This window comes from Pseudomonas sp. IT-P171, assembly GCF_949767765.1.
Taxonomy (GTDB): domain Bacteria; phylum Pseudomonadota; class Gammaproteobacteria; order Pseudomonadales; family Pseudomonadaceae; genus Aquipseudomonas; species Aquipseudomonas fluorescens_B.
In genome coordinates, this window is sequence record NZ_CATKQN010000058.1 from 265646 (window position 1) to 282931 (window position 17286).

The 17286-nt window shown below is 61.7% G+C and carries 14 protein-coding genes; 4 read left to right on the forward strand and 10 right to left on the reverse strand.

The features are described from left to right. Positions 1 to 70: 70 nt before the first annotated feature. The 8 genes from ACM6I5_RS27370 to cbiE all read right to left on the reverse strand — a co-directional run bounded on the left by ACM6I5_RS27370 (position 71) and on the right by cbiE (position 8502). Positions 71 to 1450, reverse strand: coding sequence for a PepSY-associated TM helix domain-containing protein (locus ACM6I5_RS27370; RefSeq protein WP_414878200.1), 1380 nt, complete (start codon positions 1448 to 1450; stop codon positions 71 to 73). Positions 1451 to 1577: 127 nt separating this feature from the next. Beyond that, positions 1578 to 3695 carry a TonB-dependent copper receptor gene (locus tag ACM6I5_RS27375; protein ID WP_414885050.1) on the reverse strand — a complete coding sequence of 706 codons (2118 nt, stop codon included), beginning with the start codon at positions 3693 to 3695 and terminating at the stop codon, positions 1578 to 1580. A 221-nt stretch (positions 3696 to 3916) separates the two neighbouring features. Continuing rightward, positions 3917 to 4375: a DUF2946 domain-containing protein gene (locus ACM6I5_RS27380; protein ID WP_031318334.1), complete on the reverse strand. Its 459-nt coding sequence runs from the start codon at positions 4373 to 4375 to the stop codon at positions 3917 to 3919. Between the two features lie 21 nt (positions 4376 to 4396). Next, a complete protein-coding gene (locus ACM6I5_RS27385) occupies positions 4397 to 4876 on the reverse strand; it encodes a copper chaperone PCu(A)C (protein WP_414878201.1) in 480 nt (159 codons plus the stop codon). 48 nt (positions 4877 to 4924) lie between these two features. Further along, entirely contained in the window at positions 4925 to 5323 is a 399-nt protein-coding gene (locus tag ACM6I5_RS27390) for a DUF2946 domain-containing protein (protein WP_017336326.1), read from the reverse strand. A gap of 161 nt (positions 5324 to 5484) precedes the next feature. Beyond that, a complete protein-coding gene (locus ACM6I5_RS27395; protein WP_414885051.1) occupies positions 5485 to 6204 on the reverse strand; it encodes a cobalt-precorrin-6A reductase in 720 nt (239 codons plus the stop codon). Beyond that, positions 6201 to 7298: a cobalt-precorrin-5B (C(1))-methyltransferase gene (locus ACM6I5_RS27400; protein WP_414885052.1), complete on the reverse strand. Its 1098-nt coding sequence runs from the start codon at positions 7296 to 7298 to the stop codon at positions 6201 to 6203. The genes ACM6I5_RS27395 and ACM6I5_RS27400 overlap by 4 nt, the downstream gene beginning before the upstream one ends. After that, on the reverse strand, positions 7291 to 8502 hold the full coding sequence (gene cbiE / locus ACM6I5_RS27405) for a precorrin-6y C5,15-methyltransferase (decarboxylating) subunit CbiE (RefSeq protein WP_414885053.1): 1212 nt from the start codon (positions 8500 to 8502) through the stop codon (positions 7291 to 7293). Before cbiE ends, ACM6I5_RS27400 begins: the two co-directional genes overlap by 8 nt. A gap of 782 nt (positions 8503 to 9284) precedes the next feature. Between cbiE and cobG the strand changes: the two genes are divergently transcribed. The 4 genes from cobG to cobJ are packed head-to-tail and all read left to right on the forward strand — an operon-like array spanning position 9285 to position 13660. Beyond that, positions 9285 to 10607: a precorrin-3B synthase gene (gene cobG, locus ACM6I5_RS27410; protein ID WP_414885054.1), complete on the forward strand. Its 1323-nt coding sequence runs from the start codon at positions 9285 to 9287 to the stop codon at positions 10605 to 10607. Further along, on the forward strand, positions 10600 to 11226 hold the full coding sequence (locus ACM6I5_RS27415) for a precorrin-8X methylmutase (protein ID WP_017336331.1): 627 nt from the start codon (positions 10600 to 10602) through the stop codon (positions 11224 to 11226). The genes cobG and ACM6I5_RS27415 overlap by 8 nt, the downstream gene beginning before the upstream one ends. Then, positions 11226 to 11957 carry a precorrin-2 C(20)-methyltransferase gene (locus ACM6I5_RS27420; RefSeq protein WP_017336332.1) on the forward strand — a complete coding sequence of 244 codons (732 nt, stop codon included), beginning with the start codon at positions 11226 to 11228 and terminating at the stop codon, positions 11955 to 11957. Before ACM6I5_RS27415 ends, ACM6I5_RS27420 begins: the two co-directional genes overlap by 1 nt. After that, positions 11957 to 13660: a precorrin-3B C(17)-methyltransferase gene (gene cobJ, locus ACM6I5_RS27425; RefSeq protein WP_017336333.1), complete on the forward strand. Its 1704-nt coding sequence runs from the start codon at positions 11957 to 11959 to the stop codon at positions 13658 to 13660. The genes ACM6I5_RS27420 and cobJ overlap by 1 nt, the downstream gene beginning before the upstream one ends. A 163-nt stretch (positions 13661 to 13823) precedes the next feature. On the opposite strand, the gene ACM6I5_RS27430 is transcribed toward cobJ, so the two are convergent. Beyond that, a complete protein-coding gene (locus ACM6I5_RS27430) occupies positions 13824 to 14420 on the reverse strand; it encodes a MarC family protein (RefSeq protein ID WP_017336334.1) in 597 nt (198 codons plus the stop codon). 64 nt (positions 14421 to 14484) lie between these two features. Beyond that, positions 14485 to 17262, reverse strand: coding sequence for a response regulator (locus ACM6I5_RS27435; protein ID WP_414885055.1), 2778 nt, complete (start codon positions 17260 to 17262; stop codon positions 14485 to 14487). Positions 17263 to 17286: the final 24 nt, after the last annotated feature.

Here is a 17286-nt window from a genome sequence, read left to right on the forward strand (position 1 = left end):
AACACTTAATATGACCGGGCGATAAGTGCCGAAGTCTACACGTGCCTCTAAAACGAGCATCTCGCCTGTTTCATGATGAAGATGAGGCCGATTCAGTTTGTCGGTTGAAGCGCGAAAGCAGCACGCGATCCAGCAACCAGACCACCACCAACGAAGCCCCCACCAATGGAAACGCCACGGCCAGCACGAGCATGATCACCACCCCGGTTTTCCATTTCGGCAGATCGTGGCGTAGCGGCGGAACACCGAACTTGCCTTGCGGGCGGCGCTTCCACCAGATCACCACGCCGCTGACGGCGCTGAGCAGAATCATCAGGCAGATCAGCAACACGATGATCTGGTTGAGCACGCCGAACATCTTGCCTTCGTGGAGCATCACGCCGATTTCCGTGGCGCGGGCGACGGTGCCGTATTGCTCGAAGCGCACATCGGCGAGGACGTTGCCGGTGTATTGATCGACGTGCAGAGTGGCATCGTTGCGCGGGTCGTCGGCGAATACAGCGATGGTGAACACGCCGGTGGCGGTGGTCGGGAACGTGATGCTGTAGCCAGGCTCGACCTTGCGCTGTTCGGCGATGTTCTGCACGTCTTGCAGGCTGATGGTCGGCGCCGCAGGACCGGCTTGACCGCTGCCGTGGGCCATGTGTTCGGCGTGGTCACCGGACATCGGCATCGGCGTGTTTTCCATCGCCCAGGGCACGGTCTGGCGGGTGGCGGTGTTAAGGCTGCGGGCCTCGACATCGGACTTGGGCATGTCATTCCACATGGCGTCCGGGAACACGTTCCAGACCCCGGCGTATTGCTTGCCCCAGAACCCGGTCCAGGTCATGCCGCTCAGCAGCATCACCAACAGAAACGCGGCACCCCAGAACCCGGTGACGGCATGCAGGTCGCGCCACAGCACGCGACCGCGACTGCTCAGGCGCGGCCACAAGATGCCGGCGGCCTGACCTCGCGGCCACCACAGAAATACCCCGGAGACCACCAGCACGATGCCCCAGCCAGCGGCGAGTTCGATCAGTCGATCACCGACTGTGCCGATCATCAATTCACCGTGGATCGCTCGGGCAACGGCTTGCAGATTCTTCTTCGCGTCTTGCTCGCCGAGAATGTCGCCGTGATAGGGGTCGACGAAAACATTCAACTCATTGCCGGCGTTGAGCACGACAAACTGCGCGCTGCGTTCGGCGTTGATCGGCGGCAGGTACTGCTTGATCGTTGCTTGTGGATAAGCCTCTTTTACCCGCTTGAGCAGGGCATCGGCCGGGACACTGTGATGACCGGCCGGGACGTTCATCAGGCTGCCGTACATCAACGGATCGAGTTGCGGCTTGAACAGGTAAATGACGCCGGTCAGGGCCAGCATCACCATGAATGGCGCGACGAACAGACCGGCATAGAAATGCCAGCGCCAGGCCAGGTTGTAGAAATTCGGTTTGGGCTGTTTCATCGGTTGTGCTCCGCTTGGCTTGGTACTTTTGTTGTTGTCTGGTGACTGCTGTGCAGTCATTCGCGAGCAGGCTCGCTCCCACAGGTTCAACACTTTCCATGTGGAAGCGGGCTTGCCCGCGATGTTCTTAGAAACTCATGTCCACCTTGGTCCAGAGCGTGCGCCCCGGTTCTTTGATGGCCTGCGGGTCATTGGCCGGGTAGCCAAAACCGGCGTTGCCGGCCAGGTTCAAATGCTCGGCGTAAGCCTTGCCGAACAGGTTGTCGACGCCGCTGCTGACCTTCCAGTTCTTGTTGATCCGGTACGCACCGTTGAGCGAAAACACGCCGAACCCCGAGGTCTTGTCGAAGTCCTTGCCGACCACGTTGCCTTTGTTCTGGTCGATACGATTTTGCGCGGCGACCACTCTCCACAGTGCGCCGGCGCTCCAGTTGTCTTCGCTGTAGGTCAGGCCGAAACGTGCATCCAGTGGCGGCATTTGCGGCAACGCGTTGCCGTCGCTGCTGTTCTTGCCCCAGGCGTAGGCGAGGGTCGCATCGGCCTTCCAGTTCGAGGTCAGCTTGTAAGCCGCACCGAGTTCACCGCCCATGATCCGCGCGTCGATGTTCTCGGCTTGCGAGGTCATGCCCATCATTCCCGGCGTGTAGTTGAACAGGATGTAATCGCGCACCTGTCCGACATAACCCGAGGCCCAGGCTTCGAGGTCTTCGGTCTTGTATTGCAGGCCGAAGTCGAGCTGGGTGGTTTTTTCAGGCTTGATCGAATCGAAGGCATTCACCGAGCCGGCAGGGCCGGAGTTGGGCGAAAACAGCTCCCAATAATCCGGGAAACGCTGGGTGTGACCGAGACCGGCGTACAACGTGGTCGGGCTGTCGGCGAGGTCGTGTTCGTAGCGGACGAAGCCGCTGGGCAAGGTGTCGGCGCGGGTGTCGTCGGCGGTCGGGTTGCGCCGGGTCATCATCCCCGAGCCAGTGGTCTGCCGAAAATCCCTGGCCGAAGCGCGGTCCAGTCGCGCGCCGGAGATCAAGCGATCGCGGTCGGCGGCGTACCAGGTCAATTCGCTGAACACGCCGTAGTTGTGGAAGTCGGCGTCCTTGTCGCGTGGCAGATCCTTGTAGGTGTCGATGCCCATGGCGCTGCGCTTGCGGTGTTCGTTAGTCTGCGCGTCGATGCCGCTGATCAATTGCACATCGGCCCAGCGCCAGGTGCCCTTGATCCGCGCACCGAGGGTTCGCCGATCGACACTGGAGGCCATCGGCCCAGCCATCATCCCGGTGCCGGACGGTGTGCGCAGGGTGTAGTTGTCCATCACGTGGTCGGCGTAGTTGTAGTAGATCTGTGCTTCGACCTTGTCCAGTACGTCGCCGATGTTGGACTTCTCGAAGCGCAGGCCGAGGCTTTCGCGTTTGAACTGCGCACCGTCCATGCCGCGTCCGGCATAACGGGCTTCGCCATCGCCCTTGCCGGCGGTGAGTTCCAGCAGCGTGTCGGCGTCCGGGGTCCAGCCAACGGCGACGTCGCCGTTCCACTTGTCGTAGCGCGACGCCACGGTGTCGTTGTTGCCGTCGCGGTAGTCGTCGGAATGCGCGGTGTTGCCGATCACTCGCACGTAACCCGACTGGCCGCCGGCGGCAGCATCCACCACTTTGTCGAAGCGACCGTTGGAACCGGCCAATACGCTGGCATTCACGCGTGTACCGAGTTCGCCGAAGCTTTCCGGCTCACGGTCGAACAGGATGGTGCCGGCTGACGCGCCTGGCCCCCACAGCACGGTTTGCGGGCCTTTGATGACGGTAAGTTTGTCGTAGGTTTCCGGGGAGATGTAGGAGGTCGGCGCGTCCATCCGGCCGGGGCAGGCCCCGAGCATCTGGCCGCCGTTGGTGAGGATATTCAACCGTGAGCCGAACATGCCGCGCAGCACAGGGTCACCGTTGGTGCCGCCGTTGCGTACCAGGGCGAAACCGGGAATGGTCTTCAGATAGTCGCCGCCGTCGCTGGCCGGCACCGGTTGGCGCGGGTCCTTGGGGTTGGTGACGACGGTCAGCGGCGAACTCGGCGCGACGGCGGTGATCACCGTCGGGCTCAGTTCTTCATGCTGGCCGGCGTGCTCGTCGGCCAGCACCATAGGGGTCAGCAAAGCGCCGCAAAGAACGGCAGTGGCGTGCCTGAAACGAACGCGCGTTTCGTTCAGGGCAAAAGTGGCTTGGGCAGCGCTCAAGCGCGTGTCAGCAGAAAGCGTGGACATGACAATTTCCATCGAACAGTCGTAAACGACACGGCCGGCCGCCGACGCCATCCCCTGTGGGAGCGTGCCGTGTGGCGAGGGAGCTTGCTCCCGCTGGGCTGCGTAGCGGCCCTTTTGTGAGTGCTGCGCACTCAAGCGGGAGCAAGCTCCCTCGCCACACAGACTCGCGCCCACAGGGATGGCGCAGGCAATCTTCAGGACCGTGTGAGATTGGGGGGTGTTTACGTGACGATGGGCGGCGCGCGAGTGCGGGCGCCGGGGAAGAAGGTCTGCCGGGCGTGGCCCAGTCGAGTGGCGGGTTTGGTGAAGGTCGTGGCTGTTGGTGTATCGAATGCGATGAAGGACTGGCCACCCGTCAGTGCCGGGCAATTGAACAGCAGGCTGCAATAGCCGCACTTTTCCCAGATGGCGTGATGAGGTGTCTTGGGTGGGCAGTGCTCGGCGGCGGCTTGCGCGCCGTGGTCGCCGTGCTCCATTGCCGGCATCTCCATGGGCATGTCCATCGACATGTTCATGGAGACTTCCATCAGGGCGGAGGCGCGCGGATCCATCGGCATCGACTGAGAAATCAGCGGGCCGATAAAGATCATCAACATGGCGAACAGGCTGATCCAGCTACCGCGGGTCAGGCTCAATGGCTGACGACGGGGGGCAGATGACCTGGCGCTAAGCGGGCGCATGGGCGTATTCAGCGTTGGCGATTACGGGGTGTGCGCGTGCACTTGCACGCCGTTCGGCGCGGTTTTCTGCACTGCGACTTCGACCGTCACATCACCGGATTTCTCGAAATGCATCGTCAGCGGGAACCGTTTTCCGTCGCTCAGCAGGCTGCGGTCTTTGAGTTCCAGCAGCATCACGTGATACGCCATCGGCGCAAACGTAACGCTCCCGCCCGCCGGGATTTCGACGACCGGCACTTGCTGCATTTTCATCAGATCGTTCTGCATCACGTGCTCGTGCAGTTGAGCGATACCTGCAATCGGCGAGTCGACGCTGAGCAGTTTGTCTGCGGTTTTACCGTGGTTTTGAATCACGAAATAAGCCGCAACGGTCGGCGCGTTAGGCGGTAACTCTTGCGACCATGGATGAGCGATCTCCAGTTCGCCCGCCTTGTATTCATGGGCATTGGCAAAGCAGGCAGGCAGCAGCAACGCAGCCAGAACGATGAGTTTGTTCAACATGACAGTTCTCCAGAACGATTCAAGACGCAGGTCAATTGCGAGAAGGAATCACACCAGAGGGGATGCGCGGGGGTTGAGATTCGGCCATTGCTGGCGCGGAGTGGGCGTGTCGAGAGAAGCAGCGGGCAGGCTTCGATTGGCCTCGAAACGCGCGAAGTACAACTGCGGTACATGCCCGGGCAATGCCACCAGCGGCGCTGAGCCGGAGCAACACCAGCAATGCTGCATGCTGGAATGATCGTCGTTTTGCGGCGCTTTCTGTTCAAGCGTCCCCAGGGAAATCGCCACCATCTTCGTGCCGGTGGACGAGCAAAAACTGCCCCACAACAGCTGTTCGGCCGGCGATTTCGCCGTCTGCGCCATCGCTCCGGTCATCGGCATGGCGAGCATGTTGAACAGCACTGCGAAGCAGGCTATCCAGGCAATTGCGAGCCGTTGTCGGGACATGGGACAGATCCGGTTGAGTGGGAGATCAGGCGCGGCTATTTAGCCTGATCAATGCCGATAAGTAAAAAAGCGGCCTGCGGTTTGGTGTCGCAGCGTATTTCAGATGAGTGTAGCGGCTCCGATTTGAAATGCCGGGAGGAGTGGTGACTCGCCACAAATACTTAGGCGTCCGTCAGTGCGGCCAGGACTTCACTCACCGACCCGAACTCCCGATCCACCCCCGCCAACACCGGCCGCTTCAACACCAACACCGGCACCCCCCGTTCCCGCGCCACGTCCAGTTTCGGCTCGGTGGCAGTGCTGCCGCTGTTCTTGCTGATCAGCACATCAATCTGCCGGCGCTCGAACAGCTCACGTTCATCGTCAATCAGAAATGGCCCGCGGGCGCCAATCACTTCGCAGCGTTCGTTGCCGGGATAAACATCCAGTGCGCGCAACGTCCAGAATTGCTCCGGCGGGATTTCGTGCAGGTGTTGCAAGGGTTCACGGCCAAGGGTGAACAGCGGTCGGCGGAACGGTTTCAGCGAGTCGATCAACCCGGCCCAGTCGCTGACTTCGCGCCAGTCATCCCCGGCTTGCGGCTGCCAGGCCGGACGCCTGAGTGCCCAGCAGGGAATACCGGCCCGTTGCGCGGCAGTCGCAGCGTTCTGGCTGATTTGTGCGGCGTAGGGATGAGTCGCGTCCAGCAGCAGGTCAATCCCTTCATCGCGGATGAACTGCGCCAGACCCTCGGCACCGCCATAGCCGCCGACGCGCACCTGGCAATTCAGATCCGTCGGCACTCGACCGACGCCGGCAAGGCTGTAGATGTGTTCCGGGCCTAGCGTACGGGCGATTGCCAATGCTTCCGTCACACCGCCGAGCAGCAAAATGCGTTTCATTGAAAAGCTCCCGCATGGCCGACGATGCCGCCCTGGCGATCGATGGCAAACACTTCGACCTGAACCTGCGCCGGCACCACACTGCGCGCAAACGCCAGCGCGTGTCCGCACACCGCATCGCCAAGCGCGATGCCGGCCGCGCTGGCCATGGCCAACGCCTGTTGGCTGGTGTTGGCTTCGCGGATCGCTTGCTGCAACGCTTCATTCGCGCCGACCGCCGCGGCCCATTCGGCCAGTTGCGGCAGGTCGATACTCGAATGCCGGCTGTGCAGATCCATGTGCCCGGCCGCCAGTTTGCTGATCTTGCCGAAACCGCCACAAATGCTGAGTTTATCCACAGGCACTTTGCGCAGGTGCTTGAGCACGGCGCCGACGAAGTCGCCCATTTCGATCAGGGCGATTTCAGGCAAGTCGTAGACGCGGCGCATGGTGTCTTCGCTGGCGTTGCCGGTGCATGCGGCGATGTGCAGGTAACCGTTGGTTTTCGCCACGTCGATGCCTTGATGGATCGAGGCAATGTACGCCGCGCAGGAAAACGGCCGGACGATACCGCTGGTGCCCAGGATCGACAAGCCACCGAGAATGCCCAGTCGTGGATTCATGGTTTTCAATGCCAGCGCCTCGCCGCCCTCGACGTTCACCGTGACCTCGAAACCGCCGTGATAGCCCAGTTCCTCGGCAAGCAAGGTCAAGTGGTCGGTGATCATTTTGCGCGGGACCGGGTTGATCGCCGGTTCGCCGACAGCCAACACCAATCCTGGCCGGGTGACCGTGCCCACCCCTTGGCCAGCACTGAATCGAATGCCTGGTTCGGCGTTCAATCGCACTTGGGAAAACAGCAGCGCGCCGTGGGTCACGTCCGGATCGTCGCCGGCATCCTTGATCGTGCCGGCTTCGGCGCCGTCATCCAGGAGCCGACAGAACTCCAGACGCATCTGCACCTGCTTGCCTTTGGGCAGGACGATGTCCACTGCATCCGCGGGCTCGCCGCCGAGTAGCAGGCGAGCGGCCGCGAGGCTGGTCGCGGTGGCGCAACTGCCCGTCGTGAGGCCGCTGCGCAGCGGTGCGGGTTGTTCGGCAGTTTCATCACGCATCGAAAGGTTTGACCACGTCCAGCAAGGTAATCGGCAGCGCCTGGCGCCAGGTGTCGAAGTCGCCCAGGGGTTGCGCCTGGGCGATGTGGATGCGCGTCAGTTCGCCGCCATGCCGCTCGCGCCAAGCCATCAGGGTCATTTCACTTTGCAGTGTGACGGCGTTGGCGATCAGGCGACCACCGGGTTTCAACTGAGTCCAGCAGGTGTCCAGCACACCCTCGCGAGTGACGCCGCCACCAATGAAAATCGCATCCGGGCGCTCGAGCCCGGCGAGGGCTTGCGGCGCCTTGCCGCGGATCAGTTGCAGGCCGGGCACGCCAAGCGCGTCGCGATTTTGCTCGATCAACAGTTGTCGTCCTTCATCGGCTTCGATGGCCAGCGCCCGGCAACTCGGGTGGGCACGCATCCATTCGATGCCGATCGAGCCGCTGCCGGCGCCGACGTCCCACAGCAGTTCACCGGGCACCGGGGCCAGGCGAGCGAGGGTGATTGCGCGCACGTCGCGTTTGGTCAGTTGGCCGTCGTGCTTAAAGGCTGAATCCGGCAAGCCGGCCAGTCGCGACAGGCGCGGCGCATCGGGTTCAGCGATGCATTCGATGGCGATCAGATTCAGATCGGCGATCACCGGGTCGGCCCAATCGCGGGCGACGCCGTCGATGCGTCGCTCGACTTCGCTGCCCAAATGTTCCAGTACGGTCAGGCGACTTGGCCCGAATCCGCGCTCGCGCAGCAGCGCAGCAATCGCCGCAGGGCTTTGACCGTCGTTACTGAGTACCAGCAGGCGAACACCGCTGAACAACTGCGCGTTGAGCGCCGCGATCGGGCGGGCGACGACGGACAGCGTGACCACCTCCTGCAACGGCCAGCCCATTCGCGCCGCGGCCAGCGAGCAGGAGGAGGGCGCCGGCAGGATCAGCATTTCATCGCCGGGCAGTTGTCGAGCGAGGGTGGCGCCGACACCGAAGAACATTGGATCTCCGCTGGCGAGCACGCAGACCGGATCGCCCCGCAGGGCCAGCAACCCATCGAGGGAGAATGGACTCGGCCACACTCGGCGTTCGCCGCGGATACACGCCGGGAGCAGATCCAATTGTCGTTGGCTGCCAAAGATCTTCGACGCGGCCAACAGCGCATGCCGGGCATTTTTGCCCAGACCTTTGAAGCCCTCCTCACCAATGCCTGTCACGGTCAGCCAGCGTGCCATGTGTGTGCTCTGTTCAACTGTATAAAGCGGCACATGATACGCGTCGGCAGTGAAGGCGAGTAATGGAATGTTTTAAGTGGCCTGCCCCAGTTGCTGGATGACGGTTTTCAAGTTGTAAAGCCTGAACTTTCTTGTATCGCTGATTAATGGTTTAAAAAGAATTAACGATGGATTTGAAGAGCGCGGAATACCTGGGCTTTACGGTATGTTCGGAAGCGTTCGAAACTGACAAGAGCGCGATCGTCAAACAGATCCCCCGGGTTTGTTCTCCCTGTTTGCCATCACGCTTTGGTCTATGGACTGGGAGTCCGAAGACGAAAGCGTCGTCGAGCCATATTACAGGCATGTCTCCGGTCAACTAAGTCAGGCTTGTTTGAATGAAGTTTCTGGTGTTGAAAATCAAATGGGAAAAGTTACAAGAGATATGTTGTCTGCACTATTGGCAAATACATCTGCCCTTTGCTCCTTGTCCCCGAGTCCAGCGGGAAGAATTTTGTTTCGGGACTGGAACGAGAGCAGCGTCACGCTCATGCATCGCGCCGTGCCATTCACTCTGAACAGCGCAAGGTTTGATGAGGTCCGTCCAGTGTTGAAGGATCGGCTCGGCATTATCGCTGACGCGATATTCGAGTTTTATTCGCAACGTCTATGTGGGGCGCCGGATGATTGATTGAGGGAGCAAGCGTTTGCGACACGCGGTCTTAGGATGCCGTACGGCAAAGCAGGCATAATACCGCTCGCTTCCATCCGGAGGCGCTTCCACTTTTGATCCGGTCGTCCCTTTGAACAAACACTCTGCGCCCATCGCTTTACGCCCCTCGGCTTGTCCGGGGCTGCTGCGTATCGTCCAGGCCAGGGATGGGGGCATCTGCCGAATAAAGCTCGCCGGTGGTGTGGTGAGTACTGCGCAGGCCTGCGCCATTGCCGATGGCGCACAGCGTTACGGCAGCTCAGTGATCGAGGCGACTAACCGGGCCAACCTGCAGATTCGTGGCATCGCACATGAGCAGGCCGCGCTGATTGAAGGTCTGCTCGCCGCGGGCCTCGGCCCTTCGAATGCGGCCGGCGACGATGTACGCAATCTGATGCTGAGCCCGAGCGCAGGCATCGACCGGCAGATGCTGTTCGACACCCGCGACCTGGCCCGGCAGATCCTCGCTACCCTGCAAGAGCACGAACCTTTCCACGACCTCAGCGCCAAATTCGCCGTGCAGCTGGATGGGGGCGAAGGCCTGGCGATGCTCGAACACCCTCATGATCTGTGGTTGTCCGCTGTCGAGCGAGAGGGCGAGCGGCGCTTGGCTTTCGGTTTGGCCGGGTGTCCCTCCGACGGGCCGGTTGGTTCGGTGCCGCTGGAAGAGGGTCATGCGCTGGTGGTCGCCGTGCTTGAGTTGTTCCTGGAGCTGGCGCAGCCCGATCAAACGCGAATGCGCCATTTGCTGAGCGAAATGACGACCTGCGGGTTTCTCGCCCGGCTGGCCGAGCGTGTGCCATTCAAGCCCGTTACAGCCTGGCAGCGTTCATTGACTTCAAACGTTCTGCACATTGGCGCCCATCCGCAGGCGCAAGCCGGTCATGTCTATGTCGGCGCCGTACCGCCGCTGGGGCGGCTCGATTGCGCGATGCTTCGGGGGGCTGCTCAGCTGGCGCAGGAATACGGCGACGCAACGCTGCGGTTCACCCCGTGGCAAAGCCTGCTGTTGCCGAACATCCGCGACGAACACGCCGATGAAGTCATCCGGCGTCTGCATCGGTTGGGCCTGCTGTGCGACGCCGATCAGTCCTTGTCGCGGTTGATCGCCTGTACCGGTTCCAGTGGCTGCGGCAAAGGCCTGGCCGACACCAAGGGCGACGCTCTGCAACTGGCCGCGCTGTTGCAGCGTCATGGCCAGGTATTGAACGTGCATCTGTCCGGCTGCTCACGTTCCTGCGCCGCCGCGCATGTTGCACCCATCACTTTACTGGCGATCAGCCCCGGTCATTACGACCTCTATTTTCGCGAAGGGGGGCAGCCAGGTTTCGGCGCCCTGCACGCACGCAACCTTACTATTGAAGCGGTCGCAGCCCTGCTCGACGCCCGCTCACGGAGCCCCTTTGATGCTTGATTACATCCGCGACGGTCAGGAGATCTATCGCAACTCCTTCGCGATCATTCGCGCCGAGGCCAACCTCGAACGAATCCCGGCCGATCTGGAAAAACTCGCGGTACGGGTGATTCACGCCTGCGGCATGGTCGATGCGATTGACGGTCTGCAATTCTCCGACGGCGCGGGCAAGGCCGGGCGCGATGCGCTGGCCGCCGGCGCGCCGATTCTGTGTGATGCGCGGATGGTGTCCGAAGGCGTGACCCGCACACGCTTGCCGGCGAACAACGAAGTGATCTGCACCCTGCGCGATGAAAGCGTTCCGGAGCTGGCGCGCGAGCTGGGAAACACCCGTTCCGCCGCCGCGCTGGAACTGTGGCGCCCGCACCTGGAGGGCAGTGTGGTAGTGATCGGCAATGCGCCAACCGCCTTGTTTTATCTGCTGGAAATGCTCGATGCCGGCGCGCCGAAACCGGCGCTGATTCTCGGCTTCCCGGTGGGCTTCGTCGGCGCCGCCGAATCCAAGGCAGCGCTCGCGGCGGACAGCCGTGGCGTGCCGTTTGTCATCATGCAAGGCCGGCTGGGCGGTAGCGCCATGGCCGCCGCCGCCGTCAATGCCCTCGCCACGGAGATCGAATAATGCAGCAACCTGGACGTTTGATCGGCCTTGGCGTCGGCCCCGGTGATCCAGAACTGATTACCGTCAAGGCTCTGCGCCTGCTGCGCGAATCGCCGGTGGTGGCGTACTTCGTTGCCAAGGGGAAGAAGGGCAATGCCTTTGGTATCATCGAAGCGCATTTGCAGGACGCACAAACCTTGCTGCCGCTGGTGTATCCCGTGACGACCGAAGCATTGCCGGCACCGCTGTCCTATGAGCAGGTGATCAGTGATTTCTACGATGCGGCCGGCGAAGAACTCGCCGCTCATCTCGATGCCGGACGTGACGTTGCAGTGATCTGCGAAGGTGATCCGTTCTTCTACGGTTCCTACATGTACCTGCACGATCGTCTGGCGGAACGTTATGAGGCTGAAGTCGTGCCAGGTGTCTGTTCGATGCTCGGCGGCGCTTCGGTCCTTGGTGCGCCACTGGTGTACCGCAATCAGAGCTTGTCGGTCCTGTCCGGCGTATTGCCTCATGACGATCTCAAGCGCCGGCTGGCTGATGCCGACGCGGCGGTGATCATGAAGCTGGGGCGTAACTTCCCCAAGGTCCGTCAGGTGCTCGAAGAGCTTGGTCTGGCAGAGCGCGCGCTTTACGTCGAACGCGCGACCATGGCCAATCAGAAGATTGTGCCGCTGGATCAGGTCGAGCCCATGTCCTCGCCGTACTTCTCGCTGATCATCGTTCCGGGTGAAAGGTGGCAAGGCTGATGACTCGTCCAGCTCCGGCGATTGTCATCCTCGGCAATGGCAGCCTTGCGACCGCGCGCAATATTCAAAAACTGTACCCCGACGCCGTGATCCATGGCCTGGCCGATCGGGTTGAAGGCGCGGACCGTGCCTATCACGAATTCGGCGCAACCCTGCGCGAACTTTATCAGCAGGACACGCCGATCATTGCCCTGTGCGCGGCCGGTATCGTGATCCGCACACTGGCGCCGTTGCTGCTGGAAAAAGGCGCCGAGCCGCCGGTGCTGGCCGTTGCCGAAGATGGCAGCGCGGTGGTGCCGCTGCTGGGCGGTCTGGGCGGCGTGAACGTGCTGGCGCGGGAAATCGCGGCCGCGCTGAACGTGGCGGCGGCGATCACCACCAGTGGCGAGTTGCGATTCGGCACGTGCCTGCTCAATCCACCCAACGGATATGCCCTCGGCGACCTGGAACTGGGCAAGCGCTTTGTGTCCGATTTGCTGGCCGGTGAAACCGTGCGCATCGAGGGTGAAGCGCCGTGGTTGGCGCAGGCGCAGTTACCTGAAAACCCGCAAGCGCGACTGGCAGTTCACGTGGGGCATGCCGAGCGTACGCCGGCGGCGAACGAACTTTTGATTTATCCGCGCAACGTGTTGGTGGCCATCAGTGCCGGCGTGGCCAATGTGCCCAATGCCGTTCGCGATGCTTTGCACCAGACAAAAATCGCCGTGCAGTCGGTGGCGTGTCTGTTGGCTGCAGACAGTGAAATGTCGAGCGCTGCATTGCATGAAGCGGCGCTTGAACTGGGTGTGCCATTGCGCTTTGCCTCGGCGACGGGTGCGGTCAGTGAGCTGGCACGCAACGCCATCACCCCGCCTGTTTTGATCTTCGGCAATGACGCCATTGCCATCGCGGTGGCCGAGCAGCCTCTGGACCCGTTATCGATCGGCCGTCCCCGGGGGCGTCTGGCGGTGATCGGTCTTGGCCCCGGCGCTGCCGAGTTGATGGTGCCCGCGGTCAAGGCTGAACTGGCGCGCGCCAACGATGTGCTGGGCTACGAAACCTATGTGCGCATGGCTGGCCCGTTCCGCGCCGATCAAGTGCTGCATTGCACTGACAACCGCGAAGAGATGCAGCGTGCGCGTCACGCGTTCGAGCTGGCGGCGCAAGGGCGTTCCGTGGTCGTGGTTTCGTCGGGTGATCCGGGTGTGTTCGCCATGGCGGCGGCGGTGCTCGAAGCCCTGCACGAATCCAGTGATGCGAACTGGCACAACGTCGATCTGGAAATCCTTCCCGGTGTTTCCGCATCACTGGCCACCGCTGCTCAGGCGGGTGCGCCGTTGGGGCATGACTTCTGTGTGTTGTCGCTGTCGGATAACCTCAAGCCTTGGGACATTATCGAGAAACGTCTCGATCTGGCGTCGCAGGCTGATCTGGCGCTGGCGTTCTACAACCCGATCTCACGCTCCCGTCCCTGGCAGCTTGGCCGGGCGCTGGAAATCGTCGCTCGACACCGTACGCCTCAGACGCCAGTCGTTTTGGGGCGCGACATCGGCCGCCCGGGTCAGACGTTGCGAGTAACAACCCTTGGCCAGTTGACCCCGGACCAGGTGGATATGCGCACCATGGTGCTGGTGGGATCGTCCACGACCTGCGTATTTTCGCGGGCAGGTGGCGGTGATTGGGTATACACCCCTCGCTGGTACGGAGAAAAACCCTCTTCCTGAAGATGTACTCTTCAATGAAAAGCCATGGCAGCCGAGTGTCCTCTCGCGTTGCCATGGCTTTTTTTTTTGGTTCTTCACGGAATCCCGGGAAACACAGAAACAAGAACGCCGGTTTGAATCATTGCGCTTGCCAGAGGCTTCACGCCTCTGGTCATCGCTGCCGTCAGGGCACCAGGTAACCCTTCACCCCTGTGAAAATGATCTGTGCAGCCAGTGCGCACACAAACAACCCCATCAACCGACTGACAATCTGCAAACCCTGGTCACCCAGTATTCGCTCGATGCGGTTCGACAGATAAAGCACCACACCTACCGTGAAACTGGCCAGGGCGATGCTGAGGATGGCGGTGAGTTTGTCGTCCCAGTGCGGCTGGCTCACCCCCATCACCAGCAACGCACCGATGGTGCCGGGGCCGACGGTCAGGGGGATGGTCAGCGGCACGATGGTGACGTCCTGCTGCACATTGTCGGTCTGGACCGCTGACTTGCCTTGGGCCATGCCCAACGCCGAGATAAACAGCACGCTGCCGGCGCCGATGCGGAACGCGTCCACGGTGATGCCAAACACATTGAAAATGACCCGCCCGAACAGGTACAGCAAGACGCTGGACACCAGCGTGGCCGTTGCCACTTTCCACGCCAGCCGACGTTGCTCCTTGCGTGAATAACCGCGGGTCAGGCTGATGAAGCAGGACAACACGAAGAACGGGCTATAGAGCACCAGCATCTTCAGGTAAACGCTGAACAACACATGGAGCATGGGACAAGCTCACTGGCGAGGGAAGTCGTGGGGGAGTCTATCAGGCGTGATCGGGTCTGTCGGCTCAGGACGTTTGAGCCGTTGCCCGGTTCTGCTGATCGCGCTGGGCTACCCAATGCTCGATCAGTTCGCGCAACTGCGACAGCTCGACCGGCTTGGCCATGTGCCCGTCCATGCCGGCCTGACGCGCACGCTCTTTGTGTTCGGCGAGGATATGCGCGGTCAACGCCACGACAGGGGTGCGAACCCGCTGGTTGCCGACTTCCCAGGCGCGCAATTGCTGGGTGGCCGAGAAACCATCGAGGATCGGCATTTCGCAATCCATCAGTACCAGGTCGTAACGCTGGGCCTTCATGGCCTGCAAGGCTTCTTCGCCATTGCTGGCGGTGTCCGGTTGCAGGTTGAGTTTACCCAGCATGCCGCGAATGACCTTGGTCGAAATGCTGTTGTCTTCGGCAACCAGAATGCGGAAGTCGCTAGGCACCTTGACCGGCAGGGTCGGGCCCGTGGGCAGGTGCGGCGAAACGGCGAGGCCCTTGTTGCGCTGGTTCAGTTCATCCGCCAGCGTGGTCTTGAGGGTGTAGCCGGCCACCGGTTTGGCGAGGATGCGCTTGATCCCGGAGTTGCGCGCGATGATCTTGCTCGGCGCATTGCTGATGCCGGTGAGCATGATCAGCAGGATGTCGTGGTTGAGGCTCGGGTCTTCCTTGATCTTGGCCGCCAGTTGCATGCCGGTCATGCCGGGCATGTTCTGGTCGAGCAGGACCACGTCGAAGTAATCGCGCAGGTGCGCCTTGGTCCGCAGCAGCGCCAGCGCCTCCTTGCCGGACGGGACAGCGCTGACATTCAATCCCCAGGCGCTGCACTGTTGCACCAATACTTTGCGGCAGGTGTCGTTGTCGTCCACCACCAGCACCCGAGCACCCTGCAGCGGGCCATCGAGGTCGGAGGTCGGGTGTTCGAGGCGGTCAGGGTCCAGGGGCAAGGTCAGCCACAAGGTGCTGCCCTGGTTGGCGCCGCTCTTGATGCCGAATTCGCCTTGCATCAAACGGATCAGCTGGCGGGCAATCACCAGCCCGAGGTTGCCGCCCAGTCGGGTGGCGGAGAGGAAGTTCTTGCTGTGCAGTTCGGCGTGCATCAGCGCGTCGCGTTCTTCGGCGTCCATCGGCTCGCCGCTGTCCTGCACGGCAATGCGCAGGCGCGGCCTGGCGCTGCGCTCGTCGAGGGCGACGACGATCAGGATCTCGCCTTCGTCGGTTTTTTTCAGGGCGTTTTCCAGCAGGCTCAGCAAGGTCTGGCGCAGGCGCGTCGGGTCACCGCTGATGACCCGCGGCACTTGCGGCTGGATAAAGCTGATCAGTTCGACGTTCTGCTGTTCAGCCTTGGCGCGGAAGATGCTCAGGCAATCTTCGATCAGCGCATTGAGATCGAACTGCACATCGTCCAGCTCGATCTGTCCGGATTCGAGTTTGGAGATGTCGAGAATCTCGTTGATCAGGGTCAGCAGTTCGTTGCCGGCGCTGTGGATGGTTTGCACGTAGTCGCGCTGCTTGACCGACAGCGGTGTGCCCAGCAACAGTTCGGTCATGCCCAGCACGCCATTCATCGGGGTGCGGATTTCGTGGCTGATCTTCGCCAGGAATTCGGCCTTGGCATTGATTTCGGCGTTGCTGGCGGCGAGGTCGCGGCTGATGCTGAAACGGTCCTCGGTGATGCTGCGCTGGCGTTCACTCAGGGCAATACTCATCAACAGACCGCTGATGCAGATGAACACCAGGAGGGCGATGATCAGGCCCTGCGGTTCAATCAGCGTCAACCCCAGCAGGGCCGGCAGGATGATCAGCGTTCCCGCGTTGAACACCACCATGGCTGCCACGAACAGCCGCGCCGGGCGATAGCCTTTTTGCCAGTGCCAGGCGCTGACGAACAACATCGTCAGGCCCGCCAGGGCGACCAGCGTATAGGTGATGATGTTCAGCGGCAGCGTATTGACGAACAGCAACAGCAGGCCGCAGACGGTGATGAGCAGGATTTCGCCGAGCAGCAGTTTGTTCAGCGGATGCGGGCCGAGCGGAGCAAAGAAGCGGTAGGCAAGCATCAGCCCGCACGGTGCGGTGAGCAGCAAGGCGAGGTAGGCACCCGGTGTCTGCACCGCGTGCCAGTCCGGTAACCACGGTCCCGCGAGGTTCAGCAGCAGCCCGAGGCTGAGCATCAACAATGCTTCACAACCTGCCAGCCACAGGCTACTGCGCGATCGGGTGTAGGCATACCGAATCAGGTTGCGCAGGACCAGCATGCCGATGCAGCCGAACAGCAGGCCGTAGATCAACGTCTGACTCTGATTGGCCGCGGTCATGATGGCTGATTGCAGGGTGATGTAGGGCCGCATCTGGTGTTCGGAAACCAGGCGCAGGTAAACATCGAGGGGTTTGTCGCTTTGCGGCAACGGCAACATGAAGTCGCTGTTGGGTAATGGCCGTTCAACCTGGGGCTGTTCGGTGCCGGTGTTGAGCTGATCAATCAGCTTGTCGCCGTCCAGCACATACAGATTGAGGTGCGACAGGTCGGGCGCAAACACCCGCAGTAATTGCTCGTGCTTGCCCGGTGAGAGCCTGAAACGCAGCCAGAGCGCACCGCCGGGCTCCGCCGCGGTGAGGCGTTCGAGTTCGGTGGGGCTGAATTGGTTGGTGTAGCGAGCGGAACGGATGTCGCTCAGCTGCAGGTCGCCCTGTTCGTCGAGCAATACCGCCCAACCACTGCCTTGCGCGGCCTGGGCCGGGAGCATGCAGAGCAAAGTCAGCACGGTGACAGTGAAACCTATGGCAATCCTGAGCCAGCGCACGGCGAAATCCCTTCGTAGGTTGAT

Coding starts and splice junctions, on each gene's coding strand:
- ACM6I5_RS27370 (WP_414878200.1), bottom strand. CDS start 1,450: ATGAAACAGCCCAAACCGAATTTCTACAACCTGGCCTGGCGCTGGCAT.
- ACM6I5_RS27375 (WP_414885050.1), bottom strand. CDS start 3,695: ATGTCCACGCTTTCTGCTGACACGCGCTTGAGCGCTGCCCAAGCCACT.
- ACM6I5_RS27380 (WP_031318334.1), bottom strand. CDS start 4,375: ATGCGCCCGCTTAGCGCCAGGTCATCTGCCCCCCGTCGTCAGCCATTG.
- ACM6I5_RS27385 (WP_414878201.1), bottom strand. CDS start 4,876: ATGTTGAACAAACTCATCGTTCTGGCTGCGTTGCTGCTGCCTGCCTGC.
- ACM6I5_RS27390 (WP_017336326.1), bottom strand. CDS start 5,323: ATGTCCCGACAACGGCTCGCAATTGCCTGGATAGCCTGCTTCGCAGTG.
- ACM6I5_RS27395 (WP_414885051.1), bottom strand. CDS start 6,204: ATGAAACGCATTTTGCTGCTCGGCGGTGTGACGGAAGCATTGGCAATC.
- ACM6I5_RS27400 (WP_414885052.1), bottom strand. CDS start 7,298: ATGCGTGATGAAACTGCCGAACAACCCGCACCGCTGCGCAGCGGCCTC.
- cbiE (WP_414885053.1), bottom strand. CDS start 8,502: ATGGCACGCTGGCTGACCGTGACAGGCATTGGTGAGGAGGGCTTCAAA.
- ACM6I5_RS27415 (WP_017336331.1), top strand. CDS start 10,600: ATGCTTGATTACATCCGCGACGGTCAGGAGATCTATCGCAACTCCTTC.
- ACM6I5_RS27420 (WP_017336332.1), top strand. CDS start 11,226: ATGCAGCAACCTGGACGTTTGATCGGCCTTGGCGTCGGCCCCGGTGAT.
- cobJ (WP_017336333.1), top strand. CDS start 11,957: ATGACTCGTCCAGCTCCGGCGATTGTCATCCTCGGCAATGGCAGCCTT.
- ACM6I5_RS27430 (WP_017336334.1), bottom strand. CDS start 14,420: ATGCTCCATGTGTTGTTCAGCGTTTACCTGAAGATGCTGGTGCTCTAT.